We start from the raw sequence: 18,353 nt of genomic DNA, 5'->3' as shown, positions 1-18,353 counted from the left end.
TGGACCGGGATATTGCTCTAATTCACCGGTCTGGACCCGGCTTTGGACAATCAAAACGGAAAGCGGAATGGCAGCAGGTTGCCTGCATAGCCGCCGCAATACTTTAGGAGGCTTCCGGTATGAATATCCACGAGTATCAGGGAAAAGAAGTACTTAAGAAGTACGGCGTTGCCGTACCGAACGGAAAAGTAGCTTATACAGTGGAGGAAGCGGTGGAAGCCGCAGCATCGCTGGGGACCCCGGTGGTAGTGGTAAAAGCGCAGATTCATGCTGGCGGACGCGGCAAAGCCGGAGGCGTGAAGGTCGCCAAATCAAGCGAAGAGGTTCGGGCGTATGCTGAAGAGATTCTCGGAAAGACGCTGATTACCCATCAGACCGGTCCGGAAGGGAAGGTAGTGAAACGGCTTCTCATTGAAGAAGGCTGCCAGATTGTTAAGGAATACTACATCGGACTTGTAGTTGACCGTGGCTCCGGGCGTGTAGTGATGATGGCTTCGGAGGAAGGCGGAACAGAGATTGAAGAGGTTGCGGCAACACATCCGGAGAAGATTTTCAAGGAAATAATTGATCCTGCAGTAGGACTGCAGACTTTTCAAGCCCGTAAACTGGCGTACAGCATTGCGATTCCCACGGAGCTGGTGAATAAAGCGGTAAAGTTCATGCAAGCGCTCTATTTAGCTTTTGTGGATAAGGATTGCTCCATTGCCGAAATTAACCCGCTGGTTGTGACCGGAGATGGTAACGTCATGGCACTGGATGCCAAGCTGAATTTCGATTCCAATGCGCTGTTCCGCCACAAGGATATCCTTGAGCTGCGCGATCTTGATGAAGAGGATGTTAAGGAGATTGAAGCTTCCAAATTCGATCTCAGCTACATCGCCCTTGACGGGAACATCGGCTGTATGGTGAATGGTGCCGGTCTGGCCATGGCTACGATGGATATTATCAAATATTACGGCGGCGAACCGGCCAACTTCCTGGATGTAGGGGGCGGTGCCACTACAGAAAAAGTTACCGAGGCGTTCAAAATAATTTTGTCTGATGACAAGGTGAATGGAATATTCGTCAATATTTTCGGCGGGATCATGCGCTGTGATGTAATTGCGAGCGGGGTAGTGGAAGCTGCCAGACAGCTCGGTCTGACCAAACCGCTTGTAGTGCGTCTTGAGGGCACCAATGTTGCGCTGGGCAAAGAAATTCTTGCCGGTTCGGGGCTGAATATTGTTGCTGCGGACTCAATGGCGGACGGGGCCCGTAAGATTGTAGCTCTTGTGTAACCACCAAATTAAGTAGGGATGTGACTATAGCATGAGCATTCTTGTAGATAAAAATACGAAGGTAATCACGCAAGGGATCACGGGCTCTACCGGCTTGTTCCATACCAAAGGAGCTTTGGATTACGGTACGCAGATGGTAGGCGGGGTTACCCCCGGCAAAGGCGGAACTACTGTAAACATCACTTTGGAGAATGGCAAAGAGGTCAGTCTGCCTGTATTTGATACTGTGGTTGCGGCCAAAGCGGCTACAGGTGCGACAGCAAGCGTAATTTATGTCCCGCCGGCTTTTGCCGCAGATTCCATCATGGAGGCCGTGGATGCCGGTCTTGAACTGGTTATCTGTATCACTGAAGGAATCCCCGTACTGGACATGGTGAAGGTTTCCCGCTTTATGGAAGGACGTTCTACCGTACTGATCGGTCCTAACTGTCCTGGTGTGATCACACCTGGTGAGTGCAAGATAGGCATCATGCCGGGGTATATTCATATGCCTGGTTATGTAGGTGTCGTATCACGCAGCGGAACGCTGACTTATGAGGCGGTTCACCAGCTCACTGAGCGCGGAATCGGACAGTCTTCAGCGGTCGGTATCGGCGGTGACCCGGTAAAAGGCTCGGAGTTTATCGATATTCTGAAGCTGTTTAATGAAGATCCGGGAACCAAAGCCGTGATTATGATTGGGGAAATTGGCGGTACTGCGGAAGAAGAAGCGGCTGAATGGATCAAGGAAAATATGACCAAGCCGGTTGTCGGCTTTATTGGCGGAGTAACCGCGCCTCCGGGCAAGCGGATGGGCCATGCCGGGGCCATCATTTCCGGAGGAAAAGGGACAGCGAGTGAGAAGATCGCGGTGCTGGAATCCTGCGGAATCAAAGTGGCGCCTACTCCTGCCGAAATGGGCTCAACCCTTGTCAAGGTGCTGGAAGAACGCGGTATTCTGAACGCTTTTACGACTCACTAATAATTCACAATACATTTGCGTCCAAATTAGGTATAATCAGCTTATAAGGTAAGCAACCTTTTGTCCTCTTTATGGGGATAATAGGTTGCTTTTTTGGCGTTCAGCCATTTTTTGAAGGGAGAGAGTACATATGGAACCACGCGAGCTGCTGATCGGATTCAATGAAGTAGAGGGCATTGGCTGGAAAACTATCGACAGAATATGCCGGGAGGGACTTTTGACGGAAAATGCATTTTTCTGTAGTTCTGAGGATTGGGGGAGATTGGGAATAAATGCGAAAACAGCTCATTGGCTGGCTGCTGATTTTAATCAGGAGTGGATTTATACACGCAGCAATTTAATGAAGGAAAGCGGTGTAGCGGCGGTAACTTTGCTCGATGAAGATTATCCTGAATTATTAAAAGAATCACCGGAGCCCCCGTGGGTATTGTATTACAGGGGCCGTGTGGAGCTGGCGAGCTGCCCTGCTATCGCTATGGTTGGGACCCGGGTACCGACAGCCTATGGACGCAAGGTAGGGGAAATGCTGGCCATGGAGCTGAGTATGGCGGGGCTCACGGTAGTGAGCGGGCTGGCCCGGGGAATTGACAGTATCTGCCATGAGACTGCTCTCAGAAAAGCCGGCAGCACCATAGCCGTCGTAGCGACAGGTCTCGACAGGGTATACCCGCCTGAGAACAGAGAGCTGGAACAGGAGATTTCACGTCAAGGGCTGGTTATCAGCGAGTATCCTCTGGGCACCAAAAGCCATCCGGGGCTGTTCCCCCGGCGCAACCGGATCATTGCCGGCCTCACCCTGGGCACGCTTATTGTAGAGGCGGATATCCGGAGCGGGTCGCTGATCACCGCCGATGCCGCATTAGAGGCAGGAAGGGATGTGTTCGCCGTACCGGGACCGATTACATCACCCAAGAGCAGGGGCGCGCTCGATCTGATAAAACAAGGGGCAAAGCTCGTAACGGGAGCTGCGGATATTTTTGAAGAATATCAGTCCCACCTGCCTTGCAAGGCTGCAAATCAAGAGGGAAATGCCTTAGAATTCTCCCGGGAAGAGGACAGGCTCAGGGAAAAGAAATTGACAAGTGAGGAGTCTCACCTATACCATATACTGCATCAAGGCCCTTTTACACTGGATGAGCTGCTGCTCAGGACGGGATGGGATTTTGGACATTTGCATTCAGTTCTGTTATCTTTAATCATAAAAAAAGCGGTAACACAATTACCAGGGGCAATTTATAAGGTAATTTAATATAGAAGGATCACTTTTAGGAGGAACAACCTATGGCGGATGCGCTGGTTATTGTCGAATCGCCGGCAAAAGCGAAGACAATTGGCAAATATTTAGGCAGTAAATATATCGTGAAGGCTTCAATGGGGCATATCAGAGATTTGCCGAAAAGTCAGATCGGGGTAGAAGTGGAGAATGATTTCAGTCCCAAGTATATCACGATCCGCGGCAAGGGCTCTATTCTGAAAGAACTCAAAGACGCCAGGAAAAAAGTGAAAAAAGTCTATCTGGCGGCTGACCCGGACCGCGAAGGTGAAGCGATTGCCTGGCATCTGGCGCATGCGCTGGAGCTGGACAACTCAGAGGAATGCCGGGTCGTTTTTAATGAGATCACGAAGCAGGCTGTGAAGGATGCCTTCAAGACCCCGCGGAAGATCAATATGGATCTGGTGAACGCGCAGCAGGCACGGCGGATTCTGGATCGTCTGGTCGGCTACAAGATCAGCCCGCTATTATGGAAGAAAGTCAAAAAAGGATTGTCAGCCGGCCGCGTGCAGTCTGTTGCCGTGAAGATTATTATGGACCGCGAGAATGAAATTTCGGCTTTTGTTCCTACGGAATATTGGAGCATTACTGCAAAGCTGGGCATCCGGGATGCACTGTTCGAAGCTAAGTTCCACAAGCTGAATGGGGTGAAGAAAGAACTCGGAAACGAAAATGACGTTAAAGAAGTGCTGGATGCCATTAAAGATGCTGCTTTTAAAGTAAGTGAGGTTAAAGAGAAAGAAAGACAGCGCCATCCTTCGGCTCCCTTCACCACCAGCTCCCTGCAGCAGGAGGCTGCGCGCAAGCTGGGCTTCCGTGCCGCCAAAACCATGTCTGTCGCACAGCAGCTCTATGAGGGCGTTGAACTGGGCAAAGAGGGAACCGTGGGTTTGATCACTTATATGCGTACTGACTCGACCCGGCTGTCCGCAACTGCGCAGGAAGAAGCCAAGGAATTGATTCTGGCCAAATACGGTGAGAAATTCGTTCCCGAGGCGCCTCGTCAGTATTCCAAGAAGGCCGCCGGAGCGCAGGATGCGCATGAAGCCATCCGTCCTACTTCCGCGCTTCGTGAACCTGAGATGGTCAAGGAGTACATGAGCCGTGACCAATTCCGTCTGTATAAACTGATCTGGGAACGGTTCGTATCCAGCCAGATGTCTTCGGCGGTTCTTGATACGCTTTCGGTAGACATCACCGCAGGCACAGCTGTCTTCAGAGCCGTGGGCTCCAAAGTCTCTTTTCCGGGCTTTATGAAGGTATATGTTGAAGGCAATGATGACGGCACAACGGATGAGGAAAAGTTCCTGCCGCCGCTCAAAGCGGGCGATGATCTGAGCAAGCAGGAAATTGAGCCGAAGCAGCATTTCACACAGCCGCCTCCGCGTTATACTGAGGCACGTCTGGTGAAGACGCTGGAAGAGCTCGGCATAGGCCGTCCAAGTACGTATGCCCCGACACTTGAAACCATCCAGAAACGTGGTTATGTAGCCATTGAAGAAAAGAAATTTATGCCGACCGAGCTTGGAGAACTGATTATTGAGCAGATGGAGCAGTTTTTCCCGGAGATTCTGGATGTAGAGTTTACAGCGCATATGGAAGGCGATCTGGACCATGTGGAGGATGGCGAAGAAGATTGGGTGAAAGTATTAGCTGAATTTTACACGTCCTTTGAGAAGCGGCTGGTCTTTGCAGAAGAAGAAATGAAAGAAATCGAAATTGAAGATGAAGTTTCGGATGAAATGTGCGAGAAATGCGGCAAGCCTATGGTATATAAGCTGGGAAGGTTCGGTAAATTCCTGGCATGCTCCGGATTTCCCGATTGCCGGAATACCAAGCCGATTGTCAAGGATATTGGCGTGAGCTGCCCGAAATGCCATGAAGGCAAGGTTGTGGAGCGCCGCAGCAAAAAAGGCCGTGTTTTTTACGGATGTGACCAGTATCCTGGCTGTGATTTTGTATCATGGGACAGACCATCCGCTAAACCGTGTCCGGTCTGCGGCTCCTGGATGATAGAGAAGCGCAGCAAGCAGGGGACAAAGCTGCAGTGCACTTCTTGCGATCACACAGAGGCTGTGCTTGAGGGCGAAGAACTGGCAGAATAAATGTCTCTACAGGAGGAAAGGAAATTGACTGATACAGCTAAGGTTACAGTAATTGGAGCCGGACTCGCAGGCAGTGAAGCGGCTTGGCAGATAGCTTCGCGCGGAGTCCCGGTGAGACTCTATGAAATGAGACCCGTTGTGAAGACACCAGCGCACCATACCGATCAATTTGCCGAGCTGGTGTGCAGCAATTCGCTTCGCGCCAACGGGCTGGGCAACGCGGTGGGGGTGCTGAAGGAAGAGATGCGGCGTTTGAATTCGCTGGTGCTGGGTGCAGCTGACCGCCATGCGGTTCCCGCAGGTGGTGCGCTTGCCGTAGACCGTGACGGGTTCTCGGGTGAAATTACCTCTACCCTGCATAATCATCCCCTAGTGGAAGTCATAAATGAAGAACTTACGCATATACCGGAGGAAGGGATCGTTGTGATTGCCACCGGTCCGCTGACATCCCCTGCATTATCTTCTGAAATCAAAGCTCTGCTAGGTGAAGAGTACTTTTACTTCTATGATGCTGCCGCTCCCATCGTGGAGAAAGACAGCATTGACATGAACAAAGTATATCTGGCCTCCCGTTATGACAAGGGTGAAGCTGCTTACCTGAACTGCCCGATGACGGAAGAGGAGTTTGACCGTTTTTATAATGCGCTGATTTCGGCTGAGACGGCTGCACTCAAAGATTTTGAGAAAGAGATTTACTTTGAGGGCTGCATGCCCATTGAAATCATGATGAAGCGGGGCAAGCAGACCGCTTTGTTCGGACCGATGAAACCGGTAGGGCTGATGAATCCTCATACCGGCAAGCTGCCTTACGCGGTTGTGCAGCTCCGGCAGGATAATGCCGCAGGAACCCTGTATAATCTGGTCGGCTTTCAGACACATCTGAAATGGGGCGAACAGAAACGGGTTTTTTCACTGATTCCCGGCCTGGAGAATGCCGAATACGTCCGCTATGGGGTAATGCACCGCAATACATTTATTAATTCTCCGAAACTTCTGCATCCCACCTATCAAATGAAGGGCCGGGAAAGGCTGTTTTTTGCCGGTCAGATGACCGGGGTTGAAGGTTACGTCGAGTCCGCAGCATCCGGTCTGATTGCGGGCATGAACGCCGCGAGAGCAGCGCTTGGAGAAGAAGGGCTTATTTTCCCGCAGGATACGGTGCTGGGCAGCATGCCTGCTTACATCACGTCTGCTGACCCGGAACATTTCCAGCCGATGAATGCCAATTTTGGCCTGCTGCCGAAGCCGGAGCAAAGAATCCGCAGTAAAAAAGAAAAAAATGAGCTGCTCGCTCACCGTGCCCTGGATAGTCTCGCCGGTTTTGCGGCACGTACCGGCCTTGCATATAAAGAACCGGAGAACGCCGGGCCTACGACTTTGCTTTCGAATAAAGTTTTGTAAGAAGATATTTCAAGGAGTTGCGCTACAAACTTTTAGGAGGTTGCGTATATTATGTTACCTAGCTTTCATGCGACTACGATTTGTGCGGTGAGACATAATGGCCAGGCGGCAATTGCCGGGGATGGCCAGGTGACATTCGGTGAGAGTGTCATCATGAAGACGACAGCAAGAAAAGTCCGCCGGCTATATAGGGGACAGGTTATTGCCGGTTTTGCGGGATCGGTTGCTGACGCGATTACGTTGTTCGAGAAGTTTGAGGGCAAGCTGGAAGAGCATCATGGCAACTTGCAGCGTGCAGCCGTTGAGCTTGCCAAGGATTGGCGCCAGGACCGCATCCTGCGCAAGCTGGAAGCCTTGATGATTGTGATGGATAAAGAGGGCATGCTGCTGATTTCCGGTAACGGGGAAATTATTGAGCCGGATGATGATGTGCTTGCCATCGGTTCCGGCGGTAATTTTGCACTTGCGTCAGGACGGGCATTGAAACGACACGCGTCTAATCTGAGCGCGCCGGAGATCGCCAGAGAAGCGCTGCAGATTGCCTCCGAAATATGCGTGTATACCAATTCCAATATTATCGTTGAACAACTATAGGCACGGTGCCCAAGAAAGAGGGAGGAAGTCACAATGGACAATCAATCGCTTACACCCCGGCAAATCGTAGCAGAGCTTGACAAGTATATTGTAGGACAGAAGCAGGCCAAGAAATCGGTTGCTGTCGCACTCCGCAACCGGTACCGCCGCAGTCTACTGTCTGAGGAGCTGCGGGATGAGGTTGTTCCGAAGAACATTCTGATGATCGGACCGACCGGTGTCGGCAAAACCGAGATCGCCCGCCGTCTGGCCAAGCTGGTGAATGCTCCGTTCATTAAGGTGGAGGCGACCAAGTTTACTGAGGTTGGCTATGTGGGCCGGGATGTGGAGTCCATGGTCCGCGATCTGGTGGAAACCTCCATTCGTATGGTAAAGCTGGAGCGGACCGAAAAGGTAAAAGATCGCGCAGAAGAACTGGCTAATGAACGTATCGTCTCTATTTTGGTGCCTGGAGGATCGAAAAATAAGTCACAGCGGAATCCTTTTGAGATGATTTTCGGCGGAAACAATAATACAGCTGAAGATGCCAAAGATGATGCCGAAGATGGAAGCCTCAGCGAGCGCCGCCGCGGAGTCAAGTTCAAGCTGCTGGCTGGCCAGCTGGAGGATGACATCATCGAGGTCGATGTAGAAGACACTGCGCCTACTATGTTGGATATGTTCGCAGGCCAGGGCAATGATCAGATGGGGATGAATATGCAGGAGATGTTCGGCAGCCTGCTGCCCAAACGGACCAAGAAGCGCAAGCTTCCGATCAGGGAAGCCCGGAAAGTGCTGATTCAGGATGAAGCGGCAAAGCTGATCGATATGGATGATGTCATTCAGGAATCGGTGGCACGTGCGGAGCAGTCGGGGATTATTTTTATCGATGAGATCGACAAAGTAGCCAGTCAAGGCAAGGGCTCCGGACCGGATGTATCCCGGGAAGGGGTACAGCGAGATATTCTGCCTATTGTCGAAGGCTCTACGGTAATGACCAAATACGGCCCTGTGAAGACGGACTACGTGCTGTTTATGGCCGCAGGGGCGTTTCATGTGGCAAAGCCCTCCGATCTGATCCCAGAGCTCCAAGGCCGGTTCCCGATCCGCGTAGAACTGAGCAGCCTCACGCTCGAGGATTTCGTGTCTATTCTGACTGAGCCGGAGAACGCGCTAACGAAGCAATATGTCAATTTGCTGCAAACCGAGAATATTGAAGTTCAGTTCCAAAAAGAAGCCATTTACGAAATTGCCCGGATTGCAGCCTCAGTGAACCAAAATATGGAGAACATCGGTGCGCGAAGACTTCATACTATTCTAGAGAAACTGCTGGAAGACCTATCTTTCGAAGCACCGGAGCTGACTTTAGAAACGATGGTCATCACTCCGGAGTATGTGCGTGAAAAATTGGCAGGAATCGCACAGGACCGCGATTTAAGCCAATATATTCTCTGATGCGACAAGTTTCAAAATAATTAAAATTTAGGCATTTGGAATTAGTCCTTTACAAAAAATCCCCCATTCCGGGGGATTTCGTGCTAAAAAATGTTATTTTTCCGGAGAATTTGGGACTAAAATGTCAAAAAATTGAAAAAACATGCTTTAAGCCCTCTCTTTTCAGAAAAGATAGGGCTTATTTCTTATTGTAATAATATACAAATTCTAAGAGAATCAATGTATGTGAGATTGACATTTATTTCGTCCATCGACATCTTTCGACCTATATTCGGTAAGTTAGGAAGAATTTTATCCTTTTTTGTCGAATCAAGCAGGAATTCTTAAGAGGTTTGTGGAATTCATTTCAGAACAAAAGCTTTGGAAGGGGGATTTCCATTGGGTTTATTGAACAGCGTCAGTTTTCAAAGATTACAGGGAGGCCTTGATGCCGCCGCCAAACGACAAAGTGTCCTGGCAAATAACGTAGCCAACGCCGACACTCCGAATTTCAAACGCTCTGATGTTAATTTTGAGAGCTATTTACAGCAGCAGGAGAACGGTCTTAAGTCCACACTTAATGCGAAGGTGACAGATTCCCGGCACTTCCAATTCGGGACAGGTACAATTGTACCAACGGCAACAGTCAGTACCGATGAAACAACTTCTATGAACAATAACGACAATAATGTGGATATGGACCGGGAGCAGGCGTTAAGCGCAGAGAATCAGCTCAGGTACAATTCATATGTAGAGCAAGTGAACAGCCAGATCAGAATGATGCGAACAGCAGTTGAAGGGAGGTAGCAAACAATGAATTTTGGCAGCAGTTTTGGGATTAGTGCTTCAGCATTAACCGCCCAGCGGCTGAGAATGGACGTGATTTCCTCCAATATTGCCAATGCAGAGACAACAAGAGCTTCAGTGGTTGATGGCAAGGCAGTACCTTACCGGCGGAAATTGGTTGTACTGGAAACTAACCAGAACGACAGCTTCTCCAACATCTTGAATTCCAAGATGAACAGCGGCGGCAGTCAGGGTGTGAAGGTACAGTCGATTATCGAAGATTCTTCTCCTCTGAAGCCTGTATACAACCCAAGTCATCCGGATGCGGACGCTGATGGTTATGTATATATGCCGAATGTGGATATAACGAAAGAAATGGTGGACATGCTGTCTACGTCCAGATCTTATGATGCCAATGTCACGATGCTTAATGCATCGAAGGGTATGGTAACCAAAGCGCTCGAAATCGGGCGGTAAAATTTAGAACCTACCGGGAGGGAAACTGTTGATACAGAATTTAAGCATTGGAGCGCAGGCTATCAAGCCGCTCGCCATGAAAACATCAGCCGCTGAGTCATTACCACCAGAAGGCTCGGGACAGAGCTTCGGCGCTTATTTACAGAATGCTTTGGATCAGGTAGCAAATCAAGAACAGCAGGCAAAAGATATGAGTAACAAGTTCGTCCTGGGTGAGGTCAATATTGATGAAGCTATGATTTCTTCCCAACAGGCGTTGCTGAGTTTGCAGTTGACTACACAAGTCCGGAACAAAGTAATAGAAGCCTATCAGGAAATTATGAGAACTCAAATCTAAATAATCCTAGCTAAGTTTCGGATGGGGTGACACTGTGAATGAAAGATTTGCCCAGTACCGGGAAAAGATAACCCAGTATTGGAACAGATTCAGCGGTAAACAGAAAATACTATTCTTCTCTACCTTGTTTATCATCATAATCATAATCGTGGTCTTAACGATGCAATTATCAAAAACAGAATACGAAGTGGCTTTTCAGGATTTGGACAGTACTGATTCGGCCGGTGTAATGAAGTATCTGGATTCTGCCGGAGTTTCTTACCGCTTGAGTCCTGATGGCAAAAGTATCTCCGTGCCAAGTACGGATGCAGCCCGCGTCAAAGTGGACATTGGTTCGCAGGGAATTGTACAAGGCGGTTCCATCGGTTATAAGGTCTTCGACGAGTCCTCATCGATGATCGGCACTACAGACAGCGAATTCAATGTTAAATATAACAATGCATTGAATGGTGAAGTAGAGCAGCTTATGAGACGTATGCAGGGGATCAAGGATGCCAAGGTCCTGATCAATCTGCCTAAGGAAACCGTATTTGCCTCACAAGAGAATCAGGAGCAGGCATCAGCATCAGTGGTACTTAGCTTCGACCCTGGCTTTAGACCTACTCAAGACAATATTGACGGTTATTTCAACCTAGTGAAGACCGCAGTTCCGAATCTGCCGATCGACAACATTACGATTGCCAATAATGAAATCGAATTAATGCCGACGGCCAAGGGCGGGCAGGCGGGAGTTTCCAGCCAGGTCGAAGAAAACTTTGCCCTCAAAAAGAAATTTGAGGAGGAAGTTAAAAAGAATGTAAAACAATTCCTCAGTACACTCACAGGTCCGGATAAAGTGGACGTTCTGGTCTTCTCACAGTTGAATTTTGACAAGGAGAATCGCCAGGAGAAGCTGGTCACACCGGTAGATGCGGAAAATATGAAAGGGATTGAGATCAGCTCGCAGATTATCAGCAATACCTATTCAGGTCAGGGAAACACTACCGGAGGAGTTGCAGGTACAGGCTCGCAAGATGTTGCGGGTTATCCATCGGATACAGGCTCGGGAACTTCTTCATCTGAGGAGTCTTCGGAGACAAGAAACTTTGAAGTGAACCATATCACTAAAGATATTATTGCAAGTCCTTACTCTGTTAAAGATTTAACCATAAACGTTGCTGTTGAACCACCTACCGGACAAAATAGTTTGGATGATACTACATCAGCAGCAATTCAGAACATTTTGGTGAATATCGTACGTGCTTCTCTGGCGGATTCAGGTGTCTCTTATACAGACGCAGATTTAGCCAAAAAAGTTTCGGTATACTCCCAACAATTTGGAAGTACGGATGCCAATGCAGCTTCAGGCGGGCTTGCAACGTGGATGATCTGGGCAATTGCTGCTGCTGCTTTGCTGGTTGGCGCAGGCGTCGGCTACATGATCTACCGCAGCCGCAAGAAGCAGGAAGAAGAGGTGGAAGAAGATATTCCGCTTCAGGTTCCTACAGAGTTCCCGTCCATTAATATGGATAGCATGACGAACGAAAGTCAGGTTCGCAAGCAACTGGAAAGTCTGGCCAAGAAGAAGCCGGATGAATTCGTAAATCTGCTGCGTACTTGGCTAGCAGATGAACAGAGGTGAACTAATGGCAAAAGCCACTCAGCAGGCGCTTAGCGGCCGTCAAAAAGCGGCTATCCTGCTAATCACACTAGGGCCCGAGGTATCGGCGCAAATATTCAAACATCTGAGGGACGAGGAGATTGAACAGCTGACTCTGGAAATCGCCAATGTCCGTAAGGTAGACAGTGCGGAAAAAGAGTCCATTATGGCTGAATTTCACCAAATTTGCCTCGCGCAGGAATACATCTCACAAGGCGGTATCAATTACGCCAAGGAAATTCTGGAGAAAGCGCTTGGTTCAAGCAAGGCGATGGAGGTCATCAACCGCCTGACGGCAACATTGCAGGTACGGCCATTCGATTTTGCCCGGAAGGCTGATCCTAATCAGATTTTGAACTTTATCCAGAATGAAAATGTACAGACCATAGCGCTGGTCTTGTCTTATCTGCAATTTGAACAGGCGGCATCCATTCTGTCCTCGCTACCACAGGAGAAGCAGGCTGAGGTAGCCAGAAGAATTGCAATTATGGACAGCACCTCACCGGAGGTCGTTACTCAAATTGAGCGGGTGCTGGAGCAGAAGCTCTCTGCTACAGTAACTCAGGATTACACGAATGCCGGCGGTATCGAATCAATTGTGCAGATTCTGAACGGTGTTGACCGTGGTACGGAGCGCACGATTCTGGATTCCCTGGAAATTCAGGATCCGGAACTTGCTGAAGAAATCAAAAAGCGGATGTTTGTCTTCGAGGATATCGTCAACGTGGACAACCGTTCGATCCAGCGGATTATCCGCGATATCGAAAATGCCGATTTGCAGCTGGCGCTCAAGGTGGCCAGCGAGGAAGTGCGGGACGTTATTTTCCGCAACATGTCGAAGCGGATGGCCGAAACCTTCCGCGAAGAAATGGAATATATGGGTCCGGTACGGCTGCGTGATGTCGAGGAAGCTCAGACACGCATCGTAGGAACGATCCGCAGACTCGAAGAGTCAGGTGAAATAATCATCGCCCGTGGCGGAGGAGATGACATCATTGTCTAGGCTGATCAAACATTCACAGTATGTTCCGGTTGATGTTCTCAAACGGCTGGAACAAGCCAGGCAGTATGCAGGCCTGACCGAGGAGTCGATTGCTTCGGATGAAGCGGCAGGCGAGGTGCATATTCAGGATTCTGCCAAGGAAGAGGCGGAACAGGCCCGCAAGCAAATGCTGAAGGATGCACAGGAGTTTGCCGAAGGACAGGTCCGAGACGCGGCACAGGAAGCTGAGAATATTGTAGAATCGGCACGGACAGAGGCAGAAGAGTGGTGGCGGCAGCGCAGGGAACAGGATGAGCATCTTGTCGAGGCCGTCAAGTCAGAAGCCTATCAACAGGGATACCAGGAAGGGCAGGCACAGGCTGAACTGGAAATGGCGCAGAAAATGGCCGAAATGATGGAGGAAGCAAGACAGGTTCTCCAGGAGGCTTACCGGGCCAAAGAAGTTATTATTCAAGAGGCTGAGCCTTTTCTGGTAGAGCTTAGCTGTGATATTGCCGAGAAAATTGTGGACAAGCAGCTGACCGTGGAGCCGCAATTTGCCATGGATCTGATTCGCAAGAATCTTGCCCGTAAACGCGAACAGGGACTGATTTCGTTATGTGTGTCCCCGGCACAGTTCTCCTTTGTCAATGCGGCCAGGGAAGAACTGGCACTGGCAGTGGATTCACAGGCGGAACTGCAAATTCTGCCTGACTCAACTGTAAGGGACCACGGCTGCGTCATCCGTTCTTCTTTTGGAAGCATTGATGCGCGAATTGATACACAGCTCGCTGAAATCAAAAAAGAGCTGATCCGGATAGCACTGGATACCGATGAGAACAGAAATGGGGAAGACGATGCTTGACAGCGGACGGTATAAGGAGCAGCTGCGGAATTTTGACCCAGTCAGAATTAATGGCAAAGTTACTCAGGTGATCGGGCTGATGGTAGAGTCGGAAGGACCGGACGCGAGTATCGGTGATGTATGCTATATCTATCCGTCCAAAGGCAACAAGCCGCTGCAGGCTGAAGTTGTAGGCTTTCGCGACAACAAGGTGCTGCTGATGCCGTTAGGCGAGCTGCAAGCCATAGGACCGGGCTGTGATGTTGTGGGTACAGGCAAGCCTCTTAGTGTACAGGTTGGCTCAGAGCTGCTCGGCAAAGTTCTTGACGGGCTGGGACAGCCGCTTGATGGCTCGCTCATTCCGGCGCGTATGCCGCACAGTTCAACGTTCAACATTCCATCCAATCCGCTGAACCGCCCCAGGGTGCATGAGCCGATCAGTATCGGAGTCAGAGCCATCGACGGATTACTCACCATTGGCAAAGGCCAGCGTGTGGGCATATTTGCCGGATCAGGGGTCGGTAAGAGCACATTGATGGGCATGATCGCCCGCAATACTTCTGCAGATGTGAATGTCATTGCCTTAATTGGTGAACGGGGCAGAGAGGTGCTGGACTTTATTGAACGCGACCTCGGTCCGGAAGGACTGCAACGGTCAGTCGTTGTAGTTGCCACCTCTGACCAGCCGGCGCTTATCCGCATTAAAGGCGCACTCATTGCCACAACGATTGCCGAATATTTTCGTGACCGGGGCTTGAATGTCATGCTGATGATGGATTCAGTTACCCGTTATGCAATGGCGCAGCGTGAGGTGGGACTGGCGGTTGGAGAACCGCCGGCAATGAGAGGGTACACTCCCTCGGTGTTCGCCAGCCTTCCGAAGCTGCTTGAGAGGGCCGGAACCGGACCTACCGGATCGATTACCGCTTTTTACACAGTGCTTGTGGACGGTGACGATATGAATGAGCCTATTGCTGACGCAGTACGCGGAATCCTGGATGGACATATTGTGCTGAACCGGAATATTGCCAATAAGGGTCATTTTCCAGCCATCGATGTTCTCTCCAGCATCAGCCGCGTCATGAAGGATATTGCTCCAGAGGAACAAATCGCTGCGGCTGAGAATGTGAAGCGGCTCATGGCTGTATACAAGGATTCGGAAGATCTGATCAACATCGGCGCTTACCAAAGAGGCTCCAATGCCCAGATCGATGAGTCTATGCATTATATTGACAGCATATGGAATTTCACCAAGCAGAAGGTAAACGAAAAGGTCACGCTGGCCGAGGTCCAAGAGTCTTTAATTTCCCAGTTCTCAAGGAGTTGATTGATCATGAGATTTCATTACACTTTTCAAAAAGTCGTGGACTTGAAAGCAAATGAAAAAACACAGGCAGAGTGGATGCTCTCAAGCGCCCTCGGAGAACTTCAGGCCCAGGAAAAATGTCTTGAGGACTTGTTGGAGCAACGCCGCGGGCTGATGCTGGCACTGCAGCATGCGGCTGAACAAAAAACACCGATGTCCAAGCTGCGTGAGATGCAGGATTACGTCGATTATCTGGACCACTGCATTGCACGCAAGCACTCGGATATCAGCCGTGCACATATTGAAGTCCGGCATAAGCAGGATCACCTCAGCACGAAAGTGCTGGATGAGAAGGTGTGGCTGAAGGCTAAAGACAAAGCCCAGACCGCTTTTCAGCAAAGTATGATTTTACGGGAACAAAACGAACTGGATGAGATGGCTACCGTCCGCTTCGCGATGAAATCCCTCTAACCCAGGAGGTTTCCGCTAGTGGCTAACAATGATATGGAATTTGAAACTGAAGGGTCAGCTAGTAAATTTGAACGGTTTTTATTTTTGATGATACCGATCATCTTTACGCTTGTCCTGCTTGGGGTATTGTTAACTCTGTTTAATATGGATATCCGGAACAACGTTCTGGCCATTGCGAACAAGATTCCGGTTGTGGAGAAGTGGGTGCCTGACCCGCCGCAATCTGCTGATGAAGCAGCCGACCCGCAGCAGCAGGCTGAAGAGCAGGCAGCAAGCTCTGATAAGACGATCAAGGAGCTTAAGTCTCAGCTGACGGCACAAAGCGAGCAGCTTAAGAAGGCGAATGAAGATACTGCGGCTCAGGCCACCAAAGCTGAAGCGCTGCAGAAGCAGATTGACGGTATGAAGGAAGAAGCTGCGGCTGCAGAAGCAGGTACAGACGAGACGGAAGATCCCTATGTGAAGCAGGTGAAAGAGCTGGCCAAGCTGTATGCAGGGATGAAGGCCTCCAAAGCTGCGCCAATCATGGAGAATTTGACCACAGATGAAATGGTGCAAATCTTTAGTGTGATGAATAATGCCAGCAAAACAGCTATTTTAGAAAAAATGGACCCCAAAAAAGCTGCAGATGTCTCCATTAAGCTAAAAGAAACTACAAATTCAACCGATATGGCTATTGCAGCCCTTCAATCCAGGCTGAAGCAGGATGCGGGAGCTTCAACAAAAACCACAGCAACTAATAACCTGGATAAAGAGAAGCTGAACCAGACATTCACCAGCATGCCTGCTGCTGATGCGGCAACCCTGCTGGGGTCAATGTACAAGATCAGTCCGGACAAAGTGATCACGATTCTTAATACGGTTAGTGACACTGTCCGCTCTTCAATTCTGGGGGAGATGACCAAGAATGACAGTGCCCAGACAGCTAAGGTTGTAAATCGGCTGATGGGCGGTAAATAACACTGGAGAGGAGGTGAAAAAATGAGTTTAGTCCTTCAATCAATGAGTGGCGGAAATAAAACTGCTGTCACAGGGACATCAACTTCTGCAAGCGCGGGTACAGCTGCTGGAACAGCATCGGCCGCACCTTTTGCCCAGACTCTTGTTCAGAGTATGGGCGCAGTACAGGCCACAGAAACGGCAGCGCCGGCGGTACTGGGGAATTTGGCTTCACTGCTGCAAGGCCTTATGAACGCCGTACAAGCAGCTGGTGAAGACACAGGCACCGGTGATACAGCCAAAAGCGCCGAGCTGCTGCAGGGACTTACGGAAGATGTGGAGAAGCTGGATGAAGACATTAGCAGTGAACCTGCTCTGATAGCTGCACTTCAAGGATGGCTGCTCCAGGTATCGGCTCTATTATCGGGAAGCGCTCCAACTGAGGGAACCGCCGAAGCAGGAAGTGCCTCTGCTGAGACGCTATCTCCACTTGCACAGAACCCGGAGACGCTGCGCTTTGCCGTCCAGGACGAGCTTAACAGTCTGGTGAGCCTGATTCAGCAAGCCGCCGCAGAGGGGAATGAACAAACATCTTCAGCGGGAATTACCCTGTTGAATAATTTTACAGCGATTCTGGCTGATACGTTGGTTCCTGACAATAAAGCTAAGGCAAAACCGGCTGCCAGCACTGACGCTACACCAGTAGTGTTGAAGCCAGTGTCCGAAACGGATTCCAATGTGGATGTAAAAGCAAAAACTCCAGTCCATACAGACATCCGCACCAGCCCTGCTACTGCAGCACCCGCTGAGAATAGAGCAGCGGTCCCAACTGCAACAGTAACGGCAGATGATTCGGCAGATCTAATTGCTGCACCACAGGCTAAGGCGGCTTTACCAACAGATGCTTCTGAGAATGGAGCGGAAACTGAAGTCTTGGCCGGGGCAAAACCTTCCGAAGAGAGCCATGAAGTCGTAACTGCCGGGCAGCTGTCATTAAGAGGAGGAATTACTGCACCGCTTAAGGCAGAGACACCGCCGGTTCCTGTACATCAGTTCGCTAATGAGATGACTTCGTTTATTACAGGCAAGCTGGAGATTGTCAAAAAAGGCGGAGTGGCTGAGGCAACAATTACATTGTTCCCAGAGAATCTGGGGCAAGTGGATGTTAAAATCACAATGCAAAACGGCCATTTGGTTGCCCAGTTCTTAACGGAGCATGCCGGAGCCAAAGATATGCTGGAACAGCAGATGAGCCAGCTCAGATCAGCATTGCAGCATCAGGGCCTTCAGGTTGAAAAACTGGAGGTTACCCAAAACAATACACCGCTGCAGTCCCAATATAATGGCAGCCAGCAGGGGCGTGGAGCCGGTTCCGGCAGTCAGCAGCAGGAAAGACGATCCAAAGAACGCACGGAGGAGATCAGTGATGCGGTACTTGCCGCTGAGCTGAATGGCGAATGGAAAGAATGGGTTGCCGGCACGCAGCAGGATAACCGTTCGCAAGGTGGAAGTTTCTCAGCCAAGGCATAACAATCAACAAGCGAGGTG

17 protein-coding genes are annotated in these 18,353 nt (G+C 50.0%); all 17 read left to right on the top strand.

What is annotated here, in order from left to right:
- Positions 1–119: 119 nt before the first annotated feature.
- The 17 genes from sucC (at position 120) to BLQ82_RS12475 (ending at position 18,335) form a co-directional block, all read left to right on the top strand.
- Positions 120–1,277 (top strand): ADP-forming succinate--CoA ligase subunit beta, encoded by a 1,158-nt coding sequence (sucC, locus tag BLQ82_RS12555; protein WP_039836538.1) that lies wholly within the window; start codon positions 120–122, stop codon positions 1,275–1,277.
- Between the two features lie 31 nt (positions 1,278–1,308).
- The gene (sucD, locus tag BLQ82_RS12550; protein WP_062523224.1) at positions 1,309–2,238 is read left to right on the top strand and encodes a succinate--CoA ligase subunit alpha; all 930 of its coding nucleotides are present in this window, start codon (positions 1,309–1,311) and stop codon (positions 2,236–2,238) included.
- Between the two features lie 130 nt (positions 2,239–2,368).
- The gene (gene dprA / locus BLQ82_RS12545; RefSeq protein ID WP_062523227.1) at positions 2,369–3,487 is read left to right on the top strand and encodes a DNA-processing protein DprA; all 1,119 of its coding nucleotides are present in this window, start codon (positions 2,369–2,371) and stop codon (positions 3,485–3,487) included.
- 32 nt (positions 3,488–3,519) lie between these two features.
- A complete protein-coding gene (gene topA / locus BLQ82_RS12540) occupies positions 3,520–5,616 on the top strand; it encodes a type I DNA topoisomerase (RefSeq protein WP_062523229.1) in 2,097 nt (698 codons plus the stop codon).
- 24 nt (positions 5,617–5,640) lie between these two features.
- Entirely contained in the window at positions 5,641–7,017 is a 1,377-nt protein-coding gene (gene trmFO / locus BLQ82_RS12535) for an FADH(2)-oxidizing methylenetetrahydrofolate--tRNA-(uracil(54)-C(5))-methyltransferase TrmFO (RefSeq protein ID WP_062523231.1), read from the top strand.
- A 51-nt stretch (positions 7,018–7,068) separates the two neighbouring features.
- Positions 7,069–7,611, top strand: coding sequence for an ATP-dependent protease subunit HslV (gene hslV, locus BLQ82_RS12530; protein WP_062523234.1), 543 nt, complete (start codon positions 7,069–7,071; stop codon positions 7,609–7,611).
- Positions 7,612–7,644: 33 nt separating this feature from the next.
- The gene (gene hslU, locus BLQ82_RS12525) at positions 7,645–9,045 is read left to right on the top strand and encodes an ATP-dependent protease ATPase subunit HslU (RefSeq protein WP_062523236.1); all 1,401 of its coding nucleotides are present in this window, start codon (positions 7,645–7,647) and stop codon (positions 9,043–9,045) included.
- Between the two features lie 378 nt (positions 9,046–9,423).
- Positions 9,424–9,831, top strand: a complete 408-nt coding sequence (gene flgB / locus BLQ82_RS12520; protein ID WP_062523238.1) for a flagellar basal body rod protein FlgB — start codon at positions 9,424–9,426, stop codon at positions 9,829–9,831.
- Between the two features lie 6 nt (positions 9,832–9,837).
- Positions 9,838–10,287 carry a flagellar basal body rod protein FlgC gene (gene flgC, locus BLQ82_RS12515; RefSeq protein WP_062523240.1) on the top strand — a complete coding sequence of 150 codons (450 nt, stop codon included), beginning with the start codon at positions 9,838–9,840 and terminating at the stop codon, positions 10,285–10,287.
- A 28-nt stretch (positions 10,288–10,315) separates the two neighbouring features.
- Complete coding sequence (fliE, locus tag BLQ82_RS12510) at positions 10,316–10,624, top strand: flagellar hook-basal body complex protein FliE (RefSeq protein WP_062523242.1); 309 nt, start codon at positions 10,316–10,318, stop codon at positions 10,622–10,624.
- 34 nt (positions 10,625–10,658) lie between these two features.
- Positions 10,659–12,245, top strand: coding sequence for a flagellar basal-body MS-ring/collar protein FliF (fliF, locus tag BLQ82_RS12505; protein ID WP_062523244.1), 1,587 nt, complete (start codon positions 10,659–10,661; stop codon positions 12,243–12,245).
- Between the two features lie 4 nt (positions 12,246–12,249).
- A complete protein-coding gene (gene fliG / locus BLQ82_RS12500) occupies positions 12,250–13,266 on the top strand; it encodes a flagellar motor switch protein FliG (protein ID WP_020434127.1) in 1,017 nt (338 codons plus the stop codon).
- Positions 13,259–14,110 (top strand): FliH/SctL family protein, encoded by an 852-nt coding sequence (locus tag BLQ82_RS12495; RefSeq protein WP_062523246.1) that lies wholly within the window; start codon positions 13,259–13,261, stop codon positions 14,108–14,110. Before fliG ends, BLQ82_RS12495 begins: the two co-directional genes overlap by 8 nt.
- Positions 14,103–15,416: a flagellar protein export ATPase FliI gene (gene fliI, locus BLQ82_RS12490; RefSeq protein ID WP_062523316.1), complete on the top strand. Its 1,314-nt coding sequence runs from the start codon at positions 14,103–14,105 to the stop codon at positions 15,414–15,416. Before BLQ82_RS12495 ends, fliI begins: the two co-directional genes overlap by 8 nt.
- 6 nt (positions 15,417–15,422) lie before the next feature.
- Positions 15,423–15,866: a flagellar export protein FliJ gene (fliJ, locus tag BLQ82_RS12485; RefSeq protein ID WP_062523247.1), complete on the top strand. Its 444-nt coding sequence runs from the start codon at positions 15,423–15,425 to the stop codon at positions 15,864–15,866.
- An 18-nt stretch (positions 15,867–15,884) separates the two neighbouring features.
- Positions 15,885–16,826, top strand: a complete 942-nt coding sequence (locus tag BLQ82_RS12480; protein WP_244280772.1) for a MotE family protein — start codon at positions 15,885–15,887, stop codon at positions 16,824–16,826.
- 21 nt (positions 16,827–16,847) lie between these two features.
- Entirely contained in the window at positions 16,848–18,335 is a 1,488-nt protein-coding gene (locus BLQ82_RS12475; RefSeq protein ID WP_082722648.1) for a flagellar hook-length control protein FliK, read from the top strand.
- Positions 18,336–18,353: the final 18 nt, after the last annotated feature.

This window comes from Paenibacillus jilunlii (assembly GCF_900102965.1).
GTDB classification, from domain to species: domain Bacteria; phylum Bacillota; class Bacilli; order Paenibacillales; family Paenibacillaceae; genus Paenibacillus_AQ; species Paenibacillus_AQ jilunlii.
The sequence above is the reverse complement of the archived record's forward strand: the minus strand, read 5'-3'. Positions and strand labels throughout refer to the sequence as shown.

What these genes read in the sequence shown, in the direction of transcription:
- sucC (WP_039836538.1), top strand. Translation starts at nt 120, where the DNA reads ATGAATATCCACGAGTATCAGGGAAAAGAAGTACTTAAGAAGTACGGC.
- sucD (WP_062523224.1), top strand. Translation starts at nt 1,309, where the DNA reads ATGAGCATTCTTGTAGATAAAAATACGAAGGTAATCACGCAAGGGATC.
- dprA (WP_062523227.1), top strand. Translation starts at nt 2,369, where the DNA reads ATGGAACCACGCGAGCTGCTGATCGGATTCAATGAAGTAGAGGGCATT.
- topA (WP_062523229.1), top strand. Translation starts at nt 3,520, where the DNA reads ATGGCGGATGCGCTGGTTATTGTCGAATCGCCGGCAAAAGCGAAGACA.
- hslV (WP_062523234.1), top strand. Translation starts at nt 7,069, where the DNA reads ATGTTACCTAGCTTTCATGCGACTACGATTTGTGCGGTGAGACATAAT.
- hslU (WP_062523236.1), top strand. Translation starts at nt 7,645, where the DNA reads ATGGACAATCAATCGCTTACACCCCGGCAAATCGTAGCAGAGCTTGAC.
- flgC (WP_062523240.1), top strand. Translation starts at nt 9,838, where the DNA reads ATGAATTTTGGCAGCAGTTTTGGGATTAGTGCTTCAGCATTAACCGCC.
- fliG (WP_020434127.1), top strand. Translation starts at nt 12,250, where the DNA reads ATGGCAAAAGCCACTCAGCAGGCGCTTAGCGGCCGTCAAAAAGCGGCT.
- fliI (WP_062523316.1), top strand. Translation starts at nt 14,103, where the DNA reads ATGCTTGACAGCGGACGGTATAAGGAGCAGCTGCGGAATTTTGACCCA.
- fliJ (WP_062523247.1), top strand. Translation starts at nt 15,423, where the DNA reads ATGAGATTTCATTACACTTTTCAAAAAGTCGTGGACTTGAAAGCAAAT.
- BLQ82_RS12475 (WP_082722648.1), top strand. Translation starts at nt 16,848, where the DNA reads ATGAGTTTAGTCCTTCAATCAATGAGTGGCGGAAATAAAACTGCTGTC.